Source organism: Novosphingobium sp. 9 (assembly GCF_025340265.1).
GTDB lineage: Bacteria > Pseudomonadota > Alphaproteobacteria > Sphingomonadales > Sphingomonadaceae > Novosphingobium.
Genome location: NZ_CP022707.1, coordinates 93,684 through 112,776 on the forward strand (window position 1 = coordinate 93,684; position 19,093 = coordinate 112,776).

15 protein-coding genes and 1 pseudogene are annotated in these 19,093 nt (G+C 67.5%); 6 read left to right on the forward strand and 10 right to left on the reverse strand.

Features of this window, described 5'->3' with window-relative positions; genetic code table 11:
- Positions 1 to 311 precede the first annotated feature (311 nt).
- Both CI805_RS00410 and CI805_RS00415 read right to left on the reverse strand, forming a co-directional pair.
- Complete coding sequence (locus tag CI805_RS00410; RefSeq protein WP_409934910.1) at positions 312 to 1,142, reverse strand: esterase/lipase family protein; 831 nt, start codon at positions 1,140 to 1,142, stop codon at positions 312 to 314.
- Between the two features lie 83 nt (positions 1,143 to 1,225).
- Positions 1,226 to 1,720 carry a DUF3617 domain-containing protein gene (locus tag CI805_RS00415; protein ID WP_260924972.1) on the reverse strand — a complete coding sequence of 165 codons (495 nt, stop codon included), beginning with the start codon at positions 1,718 to 1,720 and terminating at the stop codon, positions 1,226 to 1,228.
- 178 nt (positions 1,721 to 1,898) lie between these two features.
- Between CI805_RS00415 and uvrB the strand changes: the two are divergent.
- The 3 genes and pseudogenes from uvrB to CI805_RS00430 all read left to right on the forward strand — a co-directional run bounded on the left by uvrB (position 1,899) and on the right by CI805_RS00430 (position 7,380).
- Positions 1,899 to 4,087 (forward strand): annotated as a pseudogene (uvrB, locus tag CI805_RS00420) (excinuclease ABC subunit UvrB).
- Between the two features lie 123 nt (positions 4,088 to 4,210).
- Positions 4,211 to 5,716 carry an acetyl-CoA hydrolase/transferase family protein gene (locus tag CI805_RS00425; RefSeq protein ID WP_260924973.1) on the forward strand — a complete coding sequence of 502 codons (1,506 nt, stop codon included), beginning with the start codon at positions 4,211 to 4,213 and terminating at the stop codon, positions 5,714 to 5,716.
- Positions 5,717 to 5,880: 164 nt separating this feature from the next.
- On the forward strand, positions 5,881 to 7,380 hold the full coding sequence (locus tag CI805_RS00430; protein WP_409934911.1) for a S10 family peptidase: 1,500 nt from the start codon (positions 5,881 to 5,883) through the stop codon (positions 7,378 to 7,380).
- A 185-nt stretch (positions 7,381 to 7,565) separates the two neighbouring features.
- On the opposite strand, the gene CI805_RS00435 is transcribed toward CI805_RS00430, so the two are convergent.
- From CI805_RS00435 to tsaD, 5 genes are all read right to left on the reverse strand, one after another.
- Positions 7,566 to 8,183: a hypothetical protein gene (locus tag CI805_RS00435; protein ID WP_260928008.1), complete on the reverse strand. Its 618-nt coding sequence runs from the start codon at positions 8,181 to 8,183 to the stop codon at positions 7,566 to 7,568.
- A gap of 156 nt (positions 8,184 to 8,339) precedes the next feature.
- The gene (locus CI805_RS00440; protein WP_260924977.1) at positions 8,340 to 9,062 is read right to left on the reverse strand and encodes an OmpA family protein; all 723 of its coding nucleotides are present in this window, start codon (positions 9,060 to 9,062) and stop codon (positions 8,340 to 8,342) included.
- Positions 9,063 to 9,094: 32 nt separating this feature from the next.
- Complete coding sequence (locus CI805_RS00445) at positions 9,095 to 10,702, reverse strand: lipopolysaccharide biosynthesis protein (RefSeq protein WP_260924979.1); 1,608 nt, start codon at positions 10,700 to 10,702, stop codon at positions 9,095 to 9,097.
- Positions 10,699 to 11,703, reverse strand: coding sequence for an NAD(P)H-dependent glycerol-3-phosphate dehydrogenase (locus CI805_RS00450; protein ID WP_260924981.1), 1,005 nt, complete (start codon positions 11,701 to 11,703; stop codon positions 10,699 to 10,701). The genes CI805_RS00445 and CI805_RS00450 overlap by 4 nt, the downstream gene beginning before the upstream one ends.
- Positions 11,700 to 12,746 carry a tRNA (adenosine(37)-N6)-threonylcarbamoyltransferase complex transferase subunit TsaD gene (gene tsaD, locus CI805_RS00455; RefSeq protein WP_260924983.1) on the reverse strand — a complete coding sequence of 349 codons (1,047 nt, stop codon included), beginning with the start codon at positions 12,744 to 12,746 and terminating at the stop codon, positions 11,700 to 11,702. The genes CI805_RS00450 and tsaD overlap by 4 nt, the downstream gene beginning before the upstream one ends.
- Before the next feature lie 64 nt (positions 12,747 to 12,810).
- Between tsaD and hemC the strand changes: the two genes are divergently transcribed.
- The 3 genes from hemC to CI805_RS00470 are packed head-to-tail and all read left to right on the forward strand — an operon-like array spanning position 12,811 to position 15,499.
- Positions 12,811 to 13,743: a hydroxymethylbilane synthase gene (hemC, locus tag CI805_RS00460; RefSeq protein ID WP_260924986.1), complete on the forward strand. Its 933-nt coding sequence runs from the start codon at positions 12,811 to 12,813 to the stop codon at positions 13,741 to 13,743.
- Between the two features lie 6 nt (positions 13,744 to 13,749).
- On the forward strand, positions 13,750 to 14,484 hold the full coding sequence (locus CI805_RS00465) for a uroporphyrinogen-III synthase (protein WP_260924987.1): 735 nt from the start codon (positions 13,750 to 13,752) through the stop codon (positions 14,482 to 14,484).
- Between the two features lie 55 nt (positions 14,485 to 14,539).
- On the forward strand, positions 14,540 to 15,499 hold the full coding sequence (locus tag CI805_RS00470) for an MICOS complex subunit MIC60 (RefSeq protein ID WP_260924989.1): 960 nt from the start codon (positions 14,540 to 14,542) through the stop codon (positions 15,497 to 15,499).
- Positions 15,500 to 15,523: 24 nt separating this feature from the next.
- Here the strand turns inward: CI805_RS00470 and CI805_RS00475 are convergent, their stop codons facing one another.
- Genes CI805_RS00475 through CI805_RS00485 form a run of 3 tightly spaced genes read right to left on the reverse strand, consistent with a single transcriptional unit; the run spans position 15,524 to position 19,080 of the window.
- On the reverse strand, positions 15,524 to 16,102 hold the full coding sequence (locus CI805_RS00475; protein WP_260924991.1) for a hypothetical protein: 579 nt from the start codon (positions 16,100 to 16,102) through the stop codon (positions 15,524 to 15,526).
- 54 nt (positions 16,103 to 16,156) lie between these two features.
- On the reverse strand, positions 16,157 to 17,401 hold the full coding sequence (locus CI805_RS00480; protein WP_260924994.1) for an FAD-dependent monooxygenase: 1,245 nt from the start codon (positions 17,399 to 17,401) through the stop codon (positions 16,157 to 16,159).
- Entirely contained in the window at positions 17,398 to 19,080 is a 1,683-nt protein-coding gene (locus CI805_RS00485) for an alkaline phosphatase family protein (RefSeq protein ID WP_260924996.1), read from the reverse strand. Before CI805_RS00485 ends, CI805_RS00480 begins: the two co-directional genes overlap by 4 nt.
- Between the last annotated feature and the right edge of the window lie 13 nt (positions 19,081 to 19,093).

Consider the following 19,093-nt stretch of genomic DNA (forward strand, 5'->3'; position numbering starts at 1 on the left):
TCGCTGAAACCGCTGGTCGGCGTCGCCTCGGTGCCGCGATCGGACTTGCCGCAGGAGGCCAGCATCAGCGAAAGCGCGAGCAATCCAGTGGCCAGCACCGGGCGCAAACGGCTGCGGTTGCTGGGGCCACTGGCGGATGTCGGATCGGACAGCGGGGTCCGGGTCATGGTGTCGCTCCTTTTCCTCCCCCGATGTCGTTCAGCTTGTACCCCAGAGTAGCTGAACTGGGGTTGGCGGAGCGGTTCATCGAACCGGCAAGGCACGCACACGGGCGATGCCCCGGCACGCCTCATCGCAGAGAAGCGGCGCTTTTAGATCGCCGCCTGAAGCTGGCGCAGCACTTCGGCCACCACGCGCGGATCGCCCGAGAAGCCGAGATGCGTGCAGCGCACCGCCACCGCCAGATCGCGCTCGCCCGGCCAGCCGCAGGCCGAGCGCGGGTGGATCACGCCGTCGCGCGGGCTCCACAAGGCGATCGTCGGCACCGGAGGCTTGGTGGCGAAATCGCAGTCTACCGGCGGGGCGTCCACCGAATGCCCGGTGATCACCTGATAGGCGCGCCAAGCATTGTTGTTGCGCGGATCGCCCGAGAACGGCGTGCCCATGGTGATGACGCGCGATACCGCCTCGGGCTCGCGCCGGGCGATCTCGCGCGCGAACAAGCCGCCAAGGCTCCAGCCGATCAGCGTCACCGGCTGGCGCCGCGCCCGCGCCAGCGTTCCCACGCGGCGCATCAGGAAGGCGAAGTTGGCCGGGTTCGGCCCGAAATTGACGCCAAGCCCCCAGTCGTGGACTTCATGGCCCGCCGCTTCCAGCCCCAGACGCAGCCGCCGCATCCGCTTGGGGTGTGCACCGAAACCGGGCAGCAGCATGACAAGCTGCGGCCGAGCCCCGCCCGCGACATGCGTGGACCGCACGGGCTTCCCGCCGGCCAGATGCCCTGCCGACGAACGCTCCAGCCGCAGCAGCGAGCCGAGTTCCGACCACAGCAGCTTGAGCGAAGGCGCCCGTGCACTGGACGGACGCCGTTCACGCGCCAGCGCCGCCCGCCGCGAGATCGCCTCGCGCCAGTCCGCCGAGGCACCCGGAGATCCTCCGGCAGCCGTCATCCGGTCAGTGGTGTACGGATTGCTCTTCGCCATGGCCTGTCGTGAAATTCGTTCCGTTCCGTTCCGTTCCGTTCCGGTCCTGTCGCGTTCCTGTTGTCGTGCCCTGATGCCGCCGCTCAGGGTTTACCGTTATCACACTCGCCGGTCCGGCGCGTGACCATATGCATCGTCATCGCCACCGTTTCGGCAGGCGCGGGCAGCCCGGTCTGGTCCATTGCGACCGTTACGTCCGAGCCCTGCGCGCCGATAGTACCGGTCATGTTTATGGCAGCTGTACCGCCGTTCTGCCCCTTGCAGGTCATCTGTGCATCGATCTTGCCGCCAGTCACGGTGAAGTGTGCGTAATGGCACTGGCCGCCCTGCTCCAGCCGCGCGAACATCGCCTTGAACCCGGCGTCCGACTGCGCCTTGGTGAGGCACAGCGTCTGGACTTGCGTACGCTCCATCATCTGGCGCAGCTGCGCGAGCGCGGCCGGGTCCATGCCGGGCACATCGAAGCGCGTGATCGAGGAGGTTTGCTCGTAACGACCAGGCAAGGGCCGCTCCAGCTTGGCGACTTCGGCGCGCACGTCGTCCGCCGACTTGTGCCCCTGCCCGCAGCCTGTGAGCATCGCTGCAAGGACGAATGCGCAAACGCCCCCTGCCGTCCGAAACCCTGCCATCACCCGCGCGACTCCACATTCGAGAGCGCGAGCGCCTGACACAGCTTGCCTCCCGTGCCAAGAGAGACTGCATCGGGCGAAAAGTCCGGCCATTGCAGCCACGCGCGATATACCCCATATGTTCCACATGGCCGAACTCGTGATCCGCAGAGGGCTGGAGGAACCCGATACCTCGGGCTCCTTCGTGCCGCACAAGCCGCAGCGCCCCGAAAAGTCGCTGCCGGGCAAACGCTTCACCGTCGTTTCCGACTATCAGCCCAACGGCGACCAGCCCACCGCCATCGCCGAACTGGTGGAAGGCGCGCGCGTCGATGAAAAGACGCAGGTGCTGCTGGGCGTCACCGGCTCGGGCAAGACCTTCACCATGGCCAAGGTGATCGAGGAATTGCAGCGCCCCGCGCTGATCCTGGCGCCCAACAAGATCCTGGCCGCGCAGCTCTATGCCGAAATGAAGGACTTCTTCCCCGACAACGCGGTGGAATACTTCGTCTCGTACTACGACTATTACCAGCCCGAAGCCTACGTGCCCCGGTCGGACACCTACATCGAGAAGGAAAGCTCGGTGAACGAGGCGATCGACCGGATGCGCCACTCGGCCACCCGCTCGCTGCTGGAGCGCGACGACGTGATCATCGTCGCCTCGGTATCGTGCATCTACGGCATCGGCTCGGTCGAGACGTACTCGGCGATGATCTTCGACCTGAAGAAGGGCGAAAATCAGGACCAGCGCGAGATCATCCGCAAACTTGTCGCGCTGCAGTACAAGCGCAACGATGCGGCGTTCACCCGCGGCACCTTCCGCGTGCGCGGCGACAATCTCGAAATCTTCCCCTCACACTACGAGGACATGGCCTGGCGCGTGTCCTTCTTCGGTGACGAGATCGAGGAAATCGCCGAGTTCGATCCGCTCACCGGCAAGAAGGGCACAACGCTCGACGCGGTGCGCGTCTATGCGAACTCGCACTATGTCACGCCGGGGCCGACGATGAAGCAGGCCAGCGCCGCCATCCAGTTCGAGCTGGAAGAGCGGCTCAAGGAGCTGAACGCCGAAGGCAAGCTGCTGGAAGCCCAGCGGCTGGAGCAGCGCACCAATTTCGACCTCGAAATGATCGCCGCCACCGGATCGTGCAACGGCATCGAGAACTACAGCCGCTTCCTGACCGGGCGCCTCCCCGGCGAGCCGCCGCCGACGCTGTTCGAATATCTGCCCGACAATGCGCTGCTGTTCATCGATGAAAGCCACCAGACGGTGCCGCAGATCGGCGCGATGGCGCGCGGCGACCACCGGCGCAAGATCACGCTGGCCGAATACGGCTTCCGCCTGCCCAGTTGCATCGACAATCGCCCCTTGCGCTTCAACGAATGGGACGCGATGCGCCCGCAGACTTTCGCGGTCTCGGCGACGCCCGGCGGCTGGGAAATGGAGCAGAGCGGCGGCGTCTTCGCCGAACAGGTCATCCGCCCGACCGGGCTGATCGACCCGCCGGTGGATATCCGCCCGGTCGAGGATCAGGTGCAGGACTGCATCGTGGAGTGCAAGGCGACCGCCGCGAACGGCTATCGCACGCTCGTCACCACGCTGACCAAGCGCATGGCCGAGGATCTGACCGAGTTCATGCACGAGGCGGGTGTGCGGGTGCGCTACATGCATTCCGACGTCGAGACGCTGGAGCGCATCGAGCTGATCCGCGACTTGCGCATGGGCGTCTACGACGTGCTGATCGGCATCAACCTGCTGCGCGAGGGCCTCGACATTCCCGAATGCGGCCTCGTCTGCATTCTCGATGCCGACAAGGAAGGCTTCCTGCGCAGCGAAACCTCGCTGATCCAGACCATCGGGCGCGCCGCCCGCAATGTGGATGGCCGGGTGATCCTCTATGCCGACCGCATGACCGGCTCCATGGAGCGCGCCATCGCCGAGACCGACCGCCGCCGCGCGCGCCAGCAGGCCTACAACGACGAGCACGGCATCACCCCGCAGACGATCAAGCGCCGCATCGCCGACATCGTCGCCGATACCGCCGCGCGCGATGGCGTGACGGTGGAGATCGAGACCGAGAGCGGCGCCAACAACCTCGTCGGCCACAACCTGCGCGCCTATATCGAGGATCTGGAAAAGCGCATGCGCGCCGCCGCCGCCGATCTCGAATTCGAGGAAGCCGGCCGCCTGCGCGACGAAATCCGCCGCATGGAACAGACCGAACTCGGCCTGCCCCCAGCGAACACAAGGCGCCCCTCGTGGGCCGCAGCAACGAAGGCAAGCCCGGCACCCGCAAGACCCGCTACGGCAAGCAGCAGAAGAAGTGGGGGAAGTGACCTGTCCCACAACCGGGACATGCCTCGCGTGAGCTAAACGCAACTCTTCTGTCCACCTTTGCGCTGTCTTTACGCGGCGCGAAGGGCAAGGCATGCGCCCACAGGACATACAGGAGAGGTTCCATGAGGATCCACAACGAAGCGCTGCGCGCCAAGGTCATGTCGGCCGAGGACGCGGCGGGTTTCATTCACCATGGCATGACGCTGGGCATGAGCGGGTTCACCGGCTCGGGCTATCCCAAAGTGCTGCCCACCGCACTCGCCAGCCGGATCGAGGCCGAGCATAACGCGGGCCGTCCGTTCAAGGTCAACGTCTGGACCGGCGCCTCGACCGGCCCCGAACTCGACGGCGTGCTCGCCAAGGTCGACGGCATCGGCCAGCGCCTGCCGTTCAATACCGACCCGATCGCCCGCACCAAGATCAACGAAGGCACGATCGACTACCTCGACATGCACCTCTCGCAGGCCGCCCCGGTTGCCTGGCAGGGTGCGCTCGGCAAGATCGACGTGGCGGTGATCGAAGTCGTCGGCATCACCGAGAACGGCAGCCTGATCCCCTCGTCCTCGGTGGGCAACAACAAGGCCTGGCTGGAACTGGCCGACAAGGTGATCCTTGAGGTCAATTCCTGGCAGAGCGCCGATCTGGAAGGCATGCACGATGTCTACTACGGCATGGCGCTGCCGCCGTTCCGCGTGCCGATCCCGCTGGTGCGCGCCGACCAGCGCATCGGCCAGCCCTACATGCGCGTCGATCCGGCCAAGATCGTCGCCATCGTCGAGACCGATGCGCCCGACCGCAATGCGCCGTTCTCGCCTGCCGACGACAATGCGCTGGCGATCGCCGGGCATCTGCTGGACTTCCTGGCGCATGAAGTGAAGGTGGGCCGCCTGCCAGCCTCGCTGCTGCCGATCCAGTCGGGCGTGGGCAATATCGCCAACGCGGTGCTGACCGGCCTCGTCGACGGGCCGTTCCACGACATGATGGCCTTCACCGAAGTGATCCAGGACGGCATGGTCGACCTGCTCGATTCGGGCCGCCTGCGCATGGCCAGCGCCACCGCGTTCTCGCTCAGCCCCGATGGCGCCGCGCGCGTGAATGCCGACATGGCGCGCTATCGCGACAAGATGATCCTTCGCCAGCAGGATATCTCGAACAACCCCGAAGTTGTGCGCCGCCTCGGCTGTATCGCCATGAACGGCATGATCGAGGCCGACATTCACGGCGCGGTGAACTCCACCCGGATCATGGGATCGAAGATGCAGAACGGCATCGGCGGCTCGGGCGATTTCGCGCGCAACGGCTATGTCTCGATCTTCATGAGCCCGTCCACCGCGAAAGGCGGCGCGATCAGCTCGATCGTCCCGCAGGTCGCCCATGTCGACCATATCGTGCAGGACGTGCAGGTGATCGTCACCGAGCAGGGTCTCGCCGACCTGCGCGGCCTGACCCCGCGCCAGCGCGCCGAGAAGGTGATCGGCACCTGTGCCCATCCCGCCTATCGCCCGATGCTGAACGACTATCACCAGCGCGCGCTCAAGGGCTCGTTCGGCGGATATAGCCCGATGCTGCCGAACGAGGCGCTCTCGTGGCACCAGCGCTTCATCGATACCGGCTCGATGATGCCCTAACACGCTGATAACCATGAAAATAGCCCCGCGTCTTCGGAACCGGCGCGGGGCTACTTGTGTTACAACATATCCCGTATACAGTGCACGCCATTCCGGCGCACTCTCTCCTCTCTCCCCGCGCCGGCCTTTCAGGCAAGGTGCTCGAACCAATGCGAATGCTCATCATGGGGTACGCAGCCGTACTGCTCGCGTCCCTGTCCGGTGTGGCCATTGCGGCCGACAAGCCGGCCCCCTCCCCGACCAAGGCCGAAGATCAGAAGGCAGCCGGCGACGAGACCAATCTCGCCCCGCTCCCCGCTGACAAATCAATCAAGCAGACCGCAGTGATCGGCGGCAAGTCCGTCAACTATACGGCGACCGTCGGCACCATCCCCGTCAAGGGCAAGGATGGCAAGCTGATCGGCGAGGTGGTGTTCACCGCCTATACGATGACCGGCGTACATCGTCCGGTAACGTTCGCCTTCAACGGCGGCCCCGGCGCGGCCTCGGTCTACCTCAACCTTGGCGCCATCGGCCCCAAGACCGTGCGCTTCGGCGCGGAGGGGGATTCCCCGTCCGATCCCGCCGTGCTGCACGACAATGCCAATTCCTGGCTCGATTTCACCGACCTGGTGTTCATCGATCCCATCGGCACAGGCTTCTCACGCACGCGTGAGGATGACGACAAGACCAAGAAGGACTTCTTCTCCTCGGACGCCGACATTCATTACCTCAGCCGCGTGGTCTATGACTGGCTCGTCAAGAACGAGCGCCTGACCGACCGCAAGTATCTCGTCGGCGAAAGCTATGGCGGTTACCGCGTGCCCCGTCTGGCCTATTACCTGCAGACCAAGATGGGCGTGGGCATTTCGGGCATCACGATGGTTTCGCCCTATCTTGACCCGCCCGCCATCGGCGAGGACGACGCGCTCTCGCCGCTGCCCTGGATGATCAACCTGCCTGCCATGGCAGCCGGTCATTTCGAGCGCGAGGGCAAGACGCTTGACGAGGCGACTATGGCCCCTGTCGAGCAGTACGTCCGTACCCAGTACGTGCAGGACTTTCTGGCCGGCCCGCGCGACAAGGAGGCGACAGACCGCCTTTCGGCCAAGGTGGCCGAACTGACGGGCCTCGATCCCACGTTTGTGCGCCGGATGAACGGACGCGTAGATATCGGCACGTATCTTCGCGAAATCCGCCGCGATCAGGGGCTGATCGGCTCGGTCTACGATTCGAACTACACTCAGTACGACCCCTTCCCCGCCAGCGCCGATGCGCAGTACGAAGACCCGCTGCTCACCACGCTGATCGCGCCGACGACGTCGGCCATGGTCGACTTCGTGACCCGGCAGGTCGGCTGGAAGATCGATGCACCATACGAGGCACTCTCGTTCGAGGTGAACCGCGAGTGGGACCGCGACAATTCGGACAGCCCGGTCTCGGACCTGCGCAAGGCGATCGCCATCGATCCGAAGATGACGGTGAACATCGTTCACGGCTGGGACGATCTGTCGTGCCCTTACATGACCTCGCGCCTGATCCTCGCGCAGATGCCCAGCTTCGGCGTAGCGGACCGGGTCAAGCTGCACATGTACCCCGGCGGCCACATGTTCTACGCCCGCGCCTCCAGCGGCGCGATGCTGCGCAAGGACATCATGGCCAGCTACCAGCAGCAGGCGCAGTAAGCGCTTTCCGACTGGCTGAAACGAGAAAGGGCAGGAAACCACTACGGTTTCCTGCCCTTTCGTTTGTCTGCGAAAGACTTCTCATACCAAGGCGCCGAGATGCTGACGCATCACGCCTTGGCAATGTTCAAGCGCCACACGGGCTTAACCAAAGCCCGATGAGACAAGCTCATCGAGCTTTGGTATCAGAGCTTGCCGAACTTCGCCTCGTAAGCGCCGGTGTCCCCGCCGGAGAGCAGCCTGGCCTGCTCCACCCAGCTGTCGCGACGCGGGCGACCGGCGAAGGCGCCCAGCTTCGTGTCGAGATCGTCGAGATCGGCATCGCTCCACGCGGCGATCTGCGCATAGCGTGTCACCCCGAGCCCGTGCAGCAGCGCGACCAGCTTGGGGCCGAGGCCCTTGATCCGGCGCAGGTCATCGCCCTCTGCGGTGGCCGCCGAATCCGGAGCGATGGGCGTTGAAGGCGTTAAAGGCGCGGCGTTCTTCTCCACCTCGCCATCGGGCACGACCGGCGGTTCTGCGGCGTCGATCTCGTCCTGCGCGGCGACCGCGATGATCTCGCCAATGCCCGCCATCGTCCCGGCCATCGCCGGAGGATCGACATGGACGGGCGCGTCGAACCGCGCGGCGGGCGGACTGTCTATCAGCGCCTGATTGCGCTGTGCGGGCGCTGCGCCCTCGTCGAGCACATCGGGGCGGTGGTGCCGCGCCTTGGGCTTGGTCGCGCGGCCGAACAGCCACCAGGCGATCAGCAGGCCGATCACCAGCGCGGCGGCGAATACCAGCCAGTTCGCCTGAATCATCTCCAGCACGTAGTTCTATCCCTTCCGGTTCCAGACGAGCCAACCGATGCCGAAGCCGACCGCATAAGTCAGCAGCACCGAGACTCCCATTTCAAGCCACATCGGCATCGACGGGCCCTTTCGTTTGCATAATCGGTTCGTTCAACAGATCCGCCATCATCCCGGCCCCGGCGTGTCGATCGGCGTCGGCTTCACCGGCGCGCTGGCGATCACCGAGAACTCGATGCGGCGGTTGGCGGGATCGAGCGGATCGAGCCCCGGCAAAGGTCTCGCCGCGCCCATGCCCGTCGCGCGCAGGCCATCGGCAGGAATGCCGCGCCCGATCAGCGACCAGCGCACCGCCTCGGCCCGCGCGCGGGACAGCTCTATGTTCGCCGCCTCGTTGCCGGTGGCATTGGTATGTCCCGTCACGGCGATGATGCTGCCAACGCACGGGTGAAGCGCCTTGGCCACCTCGTCGAGCGGGCGGTTGCTGGCGGGATCGAGATGCGCGCTGTTCTGCGAGAACCGGATCGAGCGGGTGCGCAGGATCGCCTCGACATCGTCCTGACAGTGGAGCGACTGCGGCGAGCCGTCAGGGTCGTTCGCCCAGCTGACGCCGCCGATCCCCGGCACATCGGCGATGCGCTCCGCCACCAGACGGCGCACATCGGGGCTGAGGCCCTTGCCACCCGAAAGCGTCGGGTGCCGGGTCAGCACGCCGTAGCGATCGCGAAACGAGATCGCGATGCCCTTGCCGCCCGCCTCGTCGCGCACCGCAGCGGCCTTTGCCGCAAGGCCCGCGACGAATACCGGCCCCTCCCAGCGCGTCGCCATCAAGGCCAGCGCGAGGCTGAGAGCGGCTCCGACAGCGACAAGGGCAAGGCGGCGGGCATTCATGCGAAAGAGCCTAGGCGAGCGCGACGCGGCTGTCAGCCTTCTCGTGACAAGATCGGCATAGGCTGAGAGCCCTGATTCGGGCCGACGCCGAGCGCCGTCGCCAGTTCGCCCGGCTCGCCTTCTTCGACCGGACGCTTGGCGAACAGCATGCGATCTTCCGGGCCGAACGCCTTCTTCCAGATCACCAGCAGGTAACTGCCCAGAATGGCCGGAATCCCGAAGGCCAGCTCCGCCCATTCGGGCAGGAAGCGCTTGGCCAGATAGCCGATCACGATCGCCGGAACCGCCGCCCAGACCAGCGGCCAGCGGAAGTTGCTGATCCGCTCGCCCAGAATGCCCGACAGCATCCGCGCCTTGACCAGCGAGGTCAGCCCCAGCGCCAGCATCAGCGCGATCGCGGCGGCAGCAGCCTGATAGAGCGGGTTGTACCCCAGATGCTGCATCAGACGGATGCCGCCATAGGTCAGCACCGCCTGCACCACGACCGTCCCGATGGAAACGTTCATGTTACGCACGCGCGCGAGGTAGATCAGCGCGCCCTCGCTTACCACCGCGGGCGAGGCGACCACTTCGGCGGCGAGCAGGAACGCCAGCGCTCCGGTGCCCCCCACGAACTCGCGCCCGACAAGCCCCATCACGCCTGCGCCCGGAATGCCCAGCGCCAGCGCGATGCCCGCCTGCGCGGCGGTGATCCAGAAGCCGACCTGACAGATCTGCCGCGCGATGGCCGCGTAGTCGCGCTCCTTCAGCTTGCGGGTGATCACCGGGCCGAGCACCGGCTCGAAGCTGGTCTTGAGCTTCTGCGGCAGGCTCGCGACCTGCTGCGCGGCGTAGTAGACACCCACGGCCGAGGGCGGCGCAAGGAAGCCCAGCAGCATCAGGTCGAGGCGGCGCGTGCCCCATTCGATCCCGTCCGCCAGCGCGATCGGCAGCGAGTTCCACGCGAGGCGCGCCATCGACACCGGGTGCGGACGCCAGCCGCGCGGCAAGCCGTAGATGCGCAGGAACGGCACGAAAGCCGTCACCGCCGCTGCGAAAATCGAAGCGGTATAGGCGATCGACAGGCCGCTGGCAGGGGCGATGAAGATCATCGCGCCTGCGACGATCGAGATCGTCCACGGCTCCACCAGCGAGCGCGCCCAGACGGTAGGCGCCACCTGCAGGCGATAGGCGGCGGCGGCCAGCCAGATCTCGGTCAGCGTCAGCGGCGGGATCGCCAGCACGATCAGCCGGTCGGCCTCGGTATAGTCCCCGCCCGGAAACATCGGCGCGGGCACGAGATAGAGGAATATCGCCACCGCCGTGCTCGACAGCAACGCCAGCCACGCGCCATCCATCACCACGTTGGCGGGATGCACCTTGCCCTCGGTATCGGACAGACGCTGCGCAAGGCCCCGCTTTTCGCCCATCGTGCACAGCATCGAGGCGAGTTCCATCACCACCAGCGACGAGGCGAAACGGCCCAGCGCGTCGGGTCCGTAGACGGCAGCGCGACCGGCGATGAACAGGAACGGGATGCGCGCGATCAGGCGCAGGAAGAAGCCCACGAAATTGGTGCGGCCACCCTTGGCGAGCGCCGCGATATCGTCGCCATCACGCTGTTCGCGACTTTGGGCGTCGCGAGCCGGAATATCGTTCAAGCGAGGTGCTCCCGCTCGGCGCGCAGGGGCCGGGCCAGCAGGCCGGAGACGACCTCGCGCGCCGGAGCCTCGCCCTGAAGCAGGCGGTTGACCGCCGTGACGATCGGCATGTCGATCCCTTCGGCCTCGGCGATCCCGGCCAGCACCGGGGCGGTCGCCGCGCCTTCGGCAACGCTCGACTTGCCTGCCAGCGCCTCGGCCGCGCTCGCGCCCTGCCCCAGTGCAAGGCCGAGCGAGAAGTTGCGGCTGGAGGTGGACGAGCAGGTCAGCACCAGATCGCCAAGGCCGCACAGCCCCGAAAGCGTCTCGGCCTGTGCGCCGCGCGCAAGGCCGAAGCGCAGCATCTCGGCATAGCCGCGCGCGATCAGGGCGGCGCGGGCATTCTGGCCAAGTGCCAGCCCCTCGACCACGCCGCAGGCGATGGCGAGCACGTTCTTGACCGCCCCGCCGATCTCGGCGCCGGTCACATCATCGGAGAAATAGGGTCGGAAGGCGGCGCGCGCGACTTGCGGCGCCAGTCGGTGCCACTGCTCCTCACCGCCCGAACAGGCCAGCGTCACCGCCGTCGGCAGGCCTCCTGCCACTTCATGTGCGAAGGTCGGCCCGGACAGCACGGCGATGCGCGCCTGCGGCAGCGCCTGCGCGGCCACATCCGCCATCAGCCGCCCGCTGCCCGCCTCGATCCCCTTGGCGCAGAGCACCAGATCGCGCGGCGTATCGGCCATTTGCGCCAGCACGCCGCCGAGGAACTGCGACGGCACGACCGCCAGCAGCGTGTCGAGCGCGGACATCTCCTCCAGCGAACTGGTCGCGGTGATGGCGTCCGACAGCACGGCACCGGGCAGATATACCGGGTTACGGTGGTCGGCGTTGATCGCCTCGGCCAGGTCCTGCTCGCGCGCCCAGAGGCGGACGGGCGTGCCGTCACTTGCCAGCACTTGCGCCAGCGCGGTGCCCCAGGCCCCCGCGCCCAGCACGCCGATGGTCGCGGCGCCCGTCATGCCTTCACCCCCGCACCGCGCACCGGCGCCGCATCAGGGTCCAGCGGCCAGCGCGGCCTTGCGGCGACGTCCAGCGGATCGGACTGGCCCAGCGCGAGGCGCTCGACACCTGCCCAGGCGATCATCGCGGCATTGTCGGTACACAGCGAGAGCGGCGGCGCCACGAAGGCGAGGTCGCGCGAGGCCGCAAGCGCCTCCAGCGCCCCGCGCACGGATTTGTTCGCGGCGACACCGCCCGCCACGACCAGCCCGTTGAGCGCGATACCCTCGGCCAGCACGCTGTCGAGCGCGCGGCGGGTCCGGTCGATCAGGCAGTCGATCGCGGCCTTCTGAAACGCGGCGGCGATATCGGCATCGGCATGTTCGCCCGACTGGCGCGCGCGCAGGACCGCGCTTTTCAGCCCCGCGAACGAGAAATGCGGTTCGGACGAGCCATAGAGCGGGCGCGGCAGCGGCACCGCCTTGGGATCGCCCTCGGCGGCAAGACGCTCCAGCGCCGGGCCGCCCGGATAGCCGAGGCCCAGCACCTTGGCGGACTTGTCGAACGCCTCGCCCAGCGCATCGTCGATGGTGGTGGCAAGGCGGCGGAACTTGCCGACACCCTCGACCAACAGGATCTGGCAGTGCCCACCCGAGACCAGCAGCAGGAGATAGGGATAGGCCAGCGTCTCGTCCGCAAGGCGCGGCGAAAGAGCGTGCCCTTCCAGATGGTTGATCGCGATCAGCGGCTTGCCGCTGGCCATCGCCAGTGCCTTGCCGGTGACAAGGCCCACCATCACCCCGCCGATCAGGCCGGGGCCTGCGGTGGCGGCGATGGCATCCACCTCGTCCAGCGTCATGCCCGCATCGGCCAACACCGCCTCGACCAGCGGCGCAAGGCGCTCGGCATGGGCGCGCGCGGCGATTTCGGGCACCACCCCGCCGAACGGGCGATGCGCCTCGTCCTGCGACGCGATACGCTGGGCAAGGATCACCCGGCCATCGGTCACGATCGCGGCGGCCGTCTCGTCGCACGAGCTTTCGAGGCCAAGAACTGTCTTCATCGCGCGATCCAACTTACGAACGAGCCTTCCACTCCAACACATTGACGGCTAGCACAAGTCGCCGATGACACTGCAATCCCACACCTACCGTCTCGGCACCCGCCGCTCCCCGCTGGCCCTTGCGCAGGCCGAAGAAGCGCGCGAGCGCCTGGCCCGTGCTCATGGAATCGATCCCGCGCATATAGAGATCGTGGCGGTTACCGCCAGCGGCGATCGCATCCAGGACCGCGCTCTGGCCGAAATCGGCGGAAAAGCGCTGTGGACGAAAGAGCTGGATGCCCAGCTGGCGAGCGGCGAAATCGACTTTGCGGTCCATTCGGGCAAGGATGTCGAGACGATCCGCCCCGAGGCCTTCGCTATCGGTGCCGTGCTCGAACGCGCCGATGTGCGCGACGTGCTGGTCGGCGCCGAGAGCATCCGCGCGCTGCCGCAAGGCGCGGTCGTCGGCACCAGCGCCCCGCGCCGCGCCGCGCAGCTGCTCCACGCCCGGCCTGACTGCAAGGTCGTGACATTTCGCGGCAATGTCGCGACGCGCCTCGCCAAGCTGGCCGCCGGAGAGGCCGACGCGACCTTCCTTGCCGCCGCCGGCCTGATCCGGCTGGGCGAAACCGGCACCGGCCATGCGCTCGCTGCAGACGAATGGCTCCCCGCGCCCGCGCAGGCTGCGATCCTGATCGAATGCCGCGCCGAGGATGCGCGCACCCGCGATTTCCTGCGCCTGATCGACCACGCGCCCAGCCGCGCGCAGGTGATGGCCGAGCGCGCGCTGCTCACCGGCCTTGGCGGCTCGTGCCACAGCCCGATCGCGGTACTCTGCGAGGCGGACGGCAGCGATCTGGTCATGCGCGCCGCGCTGTTCAGCCCCGATGGTGCCGAGCGCGTGGACGGCGAGGCCCGCTTTGCCCCCGGCGACCTCGACGCACCGATGCGCTTGGCCGCCGAGCTGCTTGGCCGCGCCGCGCCCGCGATTACCGCGCATTTCTCGGGCCTTGGCTGACAGGCCGTGACGTCGCGCGTCCTGATCCTGCGGCCCGAGCCCGGCGCCACGGCGACACTGGCACGGGCGCAGACGCTGGGACTCGACGCGCTCGCCCGCCCGCTGTTCGCGGTGCGCGAGCTGGACTGGACGCCGCCCGATCCGGCAACGTGGGACGCGCTGCTGCTTGGCAGTGCCAATGCGCTGCGCCATGCAGGAGCACTGCCGCAGAGCTGGCGGGGCCGCCCGGCCTATGTCGTGGGCGAGGCGACAGCCGAGGCGGCGCGCGCGGCAGGGCTCGCCATCGCGGGTATCGGCAGCGGCGGACTTCAGGGCGTGCTGGGCGATGTGGCGCCCAACCATACCCGCCTGCTACGCCTTGCCGGGCGTGAGCGGGTCGTACTGGACGTACCTGCCGCGATCCGGATCGAGACCTGCGAGGTCTACGCCGCCGAGCCGCTCCCTCCGCCTGCCGACCTCGCAGAAATCCTTGCCCGTCCGCTTGTCGTGCTGCTCCATTCGGGTGAAGCCGCAGCGCGATTCTGCGAGGTCTGCGATGCCCTTTCGGTGGACCGCGCGCGCCTCTCGCTCGCGCTGATCGGCCCCCGCCTGCGCCAACGCCTGCGCCCACACCTCGGAACCGGCTGGGCAAGGCTCGAATCCGCTTGCGAGCCGAGCGATGCAGCACTGCTGGCGTTGGCGGTTCGGATGTGCCAAGACATCGCCTCCGGCTCGCATTTCCAGACACAAAAAAGGCCCTGATGCCCGACGATTCCGCCGTTCACACTCCGCCGCCCCCCGCCCGCCGCGCTCCGGCATGGGTTTGGTCGTGGCCGCGCTGGTCGGGATCGTGCTGGGCGGCCTGCTGGTCGGCCTCGCCATGTCGCACGGCCTGTTCAACCGTTTCCTGCCCACAGGAGACGCGACCGAGAGCCCGACGGAAACGGTGCAGAACGATACCGAGGCGCCGCTGGCGACCACGGACTACGGCACGGCACCCGCCGATGACAGTGCAGCCCTCCACCCGCTGACCGATCCGCAGCAGATGGCGCAAATCGGCACGATCGAGGGGCGCCTGGCGCTGATCGAGGATCGCATCTCGCGGATCGACAGCCAGTCGAACGCGGCCTCGGGCAATGCGGCGCGGGCCGAGGGCCTGCTGATCGCGTTCGCCGCGCGCCGCATGATCGATCAGGGCCAGCCGCTCAACTATGTCACCGACCAGCTGCGCCTGCGCTTTGCCGACGCCCAGCCCAATTCGGTGCAGACGATCATCAACTTCTCGAAAAGCCCGGTCACGCTCGACCAGTTGAGCGCGCGCCTCGAAGCGCTGCGCCCGCAGCTTTCGGGTACTTCGCCCGACGACAACCTGTGGACGCGCTTCCGGCGCGAGGTGAACGGCCTGTTCGTGATCCGCCGCGACGACAGCACGCTGGTCGCGCCCGACGCCCGGCTGGAGCGCGCGCGGCTGATGCTGATCTCGCACCGCGTGAAGGACGCCATCGATGAAGTGCAGCGCCTGCCGGGCGCCGAGGCCGCGCAGGTCTGGGTCCGCGACGCCCGGCGCTATGCCGCCGTCCAGCGCGCGCTCGACCTGCTGGAAACGACCGCGATGCTCGAACCCAACCGCCTGCACGATTCCGAAGGCCGACAGGTCGACCAGCCGAGCCCGCTGGCCCCCGCCGCAACGCCGCCGCAGGCCACGGCTCCGGCAGCGCCCGCGAACGACGATCTCGGCGATGCAGGCGAGCCTGACGTGGATCAGGCCGCGAACTGAACGACGGATCGCGCTTTTACGATCCTATTCCGGCGGGCGGATCAGATTTGCGATCGCGCCGTCTCCCGCGCTCGAAGAGAATGTCAGCGTCGGGCGCCCCGGCATCACAACGTCAACTCTCTCGAACCCGAAACCTCTTGGCGGTGGGCCGGGATCGGATGACGGAGCGGCGGGAGCGGGCGGCGGACAGGAATGGGCAAGGGCAGCATCCAGCGCCTGACCATCGGCGGGATCGAGTATCCACTCCATCCGCTCAAGCGGCGTGTACGGGGCGTCCTGCACCCAGATCTGGCTGTGACCGACGCCAGTGCCGTGCCATATTCCGTCCGCGCCGCGTACCACGACGATGCTGTACTCGCGGGTCGCAAGATGCCCGCCCTTGCCATAGAGCAGGACCATCGTGCCGGACTGCGGCATAGGCTCGCCCAAGGCTGCACGCAGCGCCGCATGCTCGGCCATCGCCGATCCATCGCTATCCGCCACCGGCAGGCACGCGGCAGCTCCTTGCCCCTGCTCTGCCGACGCACCATGCGCAGACGTCGTGCCAACAAGGGCTACGCCCGCGACAAATGGCGAAAGTGCAAGCTGCCATGATCTCATCATGCCGGCAGGATGCGCCTTGTCGATGCGGCCTGCAAGACGCAGGCTTTCCGCCCCTCAGTCCTGCAGCAGTGCCGGGAGCTTGCCCGACATGCCGCGCGCCTCGTCCATGAAGAAGGTCTTGAGCAGCGGCAGGCGCTGGACCGCGCCCATGCCGAGGCGACGCACCGCGCTGGCGGTCTTGCCGGGGATGCCGAACAGGCGGGTGAGGCCATCGGTGGCGGCCATGGCCGAGACCGAATCGAGCGCGCGCCACTTCTCGTAGCGGGCGAGCAGTTGCGCATCGCCGGGTTCGAGGCCCAGACGCATGCCCTCGGTCAGCACTTCCACCAACGCGCCCACATCGCGCAGGCCCAGATTGAGGCCTTGTCCTGCAATCGGGTGCATGCCGTGCGCGGCATCGCCGATCACCGCAAGGCGGTCCTCCACCACGTTCACCGCATGGTGGAAGCGCAAGGGATAGCTCATGCGCGGGGCGGCCAGCGAAATCTCGCCGTAGATGCCGTGCATGTTCTCGGCCACTTCATTGAGGAACATCGCATCGGTCATCGCAATGGCGCCCGCTGCGTCCTTTTCGGCGACGGTCCAGACCAGCGCGCTGCGGTGGCGGCCCTGTTCATCGTCGAGCAGCGGCAGCAGCGCGAAGGGGCCTGCGGGATAGAAGATTTCCCAGGCCACGCCCTCGTGCGGCTTTTCGTGATAGAGCGCCGTCACCATCGCGCGGTGGTGGTAATCCCACTTCGCCATCGAGAATCCGGCCTCGTCGCGGGTGGGCGACTGGCGGCCTTCGGCAGCGATCAGCAGCGAGCCCTTCAGCACGCGTCCGTCGGTCAGCTCCACCTCGACGCCATGCGGACCACGGTCGCGACGCACCGCTTCGGTCTTCACGTGCCAGGCGATGGCCGGTTCCTCGTGCGCGGCCTCGAACAGCGCGATGCGCAAGTCGCGGTTGGCGAACATGCGGCCCAGAGTACCCTCGCCCGGTTCGGGCCGGAAATCGATGCGGCCCGGCTTCATCGCGTCGGTGACGGCAATCGCCTCGATCGCGCAGCCCAGCGGCGCCAGCTTCTGGGCAAGACCGATATTGGCGAACAGGTTCCAGCTGGCGGTCGAGATCGCCGAAGCGCGCCCGTCCGCGCCTTCCGCGACCAGATCGGCCGGATCGGCGCGGTCGATCACATGGCTGGTGATCCCCGCCTTGGCCGCCGCCAGCGCCAGCGTCATGCCGACGAGGCCGCCGCCCAGAATGATCAGGTCGCGCCGCTCGGACGCTGCGATGTCAGTCGTGATAGAGTCGCTCATCGCGCGCAGCTATCGGCCTCTCCCGCAGCAATGTCGAGACACCTTCCGTCCCAGGTGCCCTTCGGCTCGACCAGACCCACCGTGGCGGCAAGGGTCGGCGCGATATCAACGGTTTCCACCGGATCGGGCTGTTCGAACCCGATCATGCCCTTACGCCAGAACAGCATCGGCACGCGGCGGTCGTAATCCCAGGGGCTGCCATGCGTCGCGACCGCGCCGGGACGCGGCTTGCCGGGCACGACGCCGCGCTTCGTCATCATCAGCACGTCGCCCGAGACGCCTGCGACGAACGAAGCACGCACGCGCTGTTCCATCGTCCAGTCCTGCGGCGCGCCCTGCGGCACCGGCATATTCGCCAGCTCGTCCGCCGTATAGACCGCCGCGATCTGCGGGTGAGCGGCGAGCTTCTTCACCAGCGCCGCGATCACCGTGTGGCGCTGGTCGGGCGTCAGCCCCGCCGCCACCCAGATATCGCCGGAGCTACCGCCACCGAACAGCAGCGGGCCGGACGGCGCGGCGATCCCGGTCTCGGCGGAAATCGCCTGCCCCAGCGCCTTGCCGGTCAGCGCCGGATCGATGCGCTGCGCACTGGGATAGCCCTGCTGCGCCAGCCGCTCGGGCGCATCGAAGCCGCCGTGATCGGCACTCAGCACCACCTCGTAATCGATCCCGCGCTGATCGAGCGCGTCGAACAGACGGCCCAGCGTTGCATCGAGGCGCGCCAGCTGGATGCACATCTCGACACCCTCGGTGCCATAGGCATGGCCGACCTTGTCGGTGGCCGAGAAGCTGACCGAGAGCACATCGGGCACCGCATCCTTGCCCATGCCCAGTTCGTCGACCATGCGCAGCGCCATTTCGCCGGTGGCATCGTCGATGCGCGGGCCGTTGGCATAGGCCTTCCAGTCCCCGGCCTTCAGCGGGAACTTGTACGTGCCGATGGTGAAGCCGCCCATCTGCGTCGCGCGGTCCAGCGTGCCGCACCAGTCCGGCGCGGCCAGATCGCCGTCGCCTGCGTTTACGCGCGCCGCCATCGCCGCGTTCTCGGCAACAACGGCTTTCGAAATCCTGCGGTCCTCGAAGGTGGTGAAGCCCTGATCCTTGAACCAGTAGACGGCATCGGTGTCATGCCCGCTCATCATCACCGCCGCACGGTCCTTCGCAGAGACGGCGGCGTTGATCGTCCTGGGGTTCTTGCGCTTGAGCAGATCGCCCAGCGTCGGCGCCTTGAGATGCTTCGTCGTCACCACCGGATCGTCGGGCGTGCTCTTCGGGTTGGTCTCGTCCTCGACGCAGTAGACTTCCTTATCCGCGCGGGCGAGGCCGGGCACGAACCAGTCGTTGGCAACGATCCCGGTGCGCGCCGGATGCACGCCGGTCAGCAGCGTGGAATGACCGGGGCAGGTCTCGGTCGCCGCGTGCGACTGGAACCCTTGCGGGAATACCGCGCCCTGCTGCAACCGCGCAAAACCGTGGGTGAAGTGCTCACGATACTGCGCAAAGAGATCGGCGGAGAACTGGTCGATCGAGATCGCGAGGATCAGGCGCGGGGGCGTTGCGGGCGGAGCCTCGGGTGCCGAAGCAGGCGCGGCATCGGCGAGAGCGACGGTCGGCACCGCCAGTGCGGTCGCCAGCGCGAGGAGAGCCGGGGCGATAAGAACGGGTCGAAGCGGGCGCATGAGGGTCGGCGTT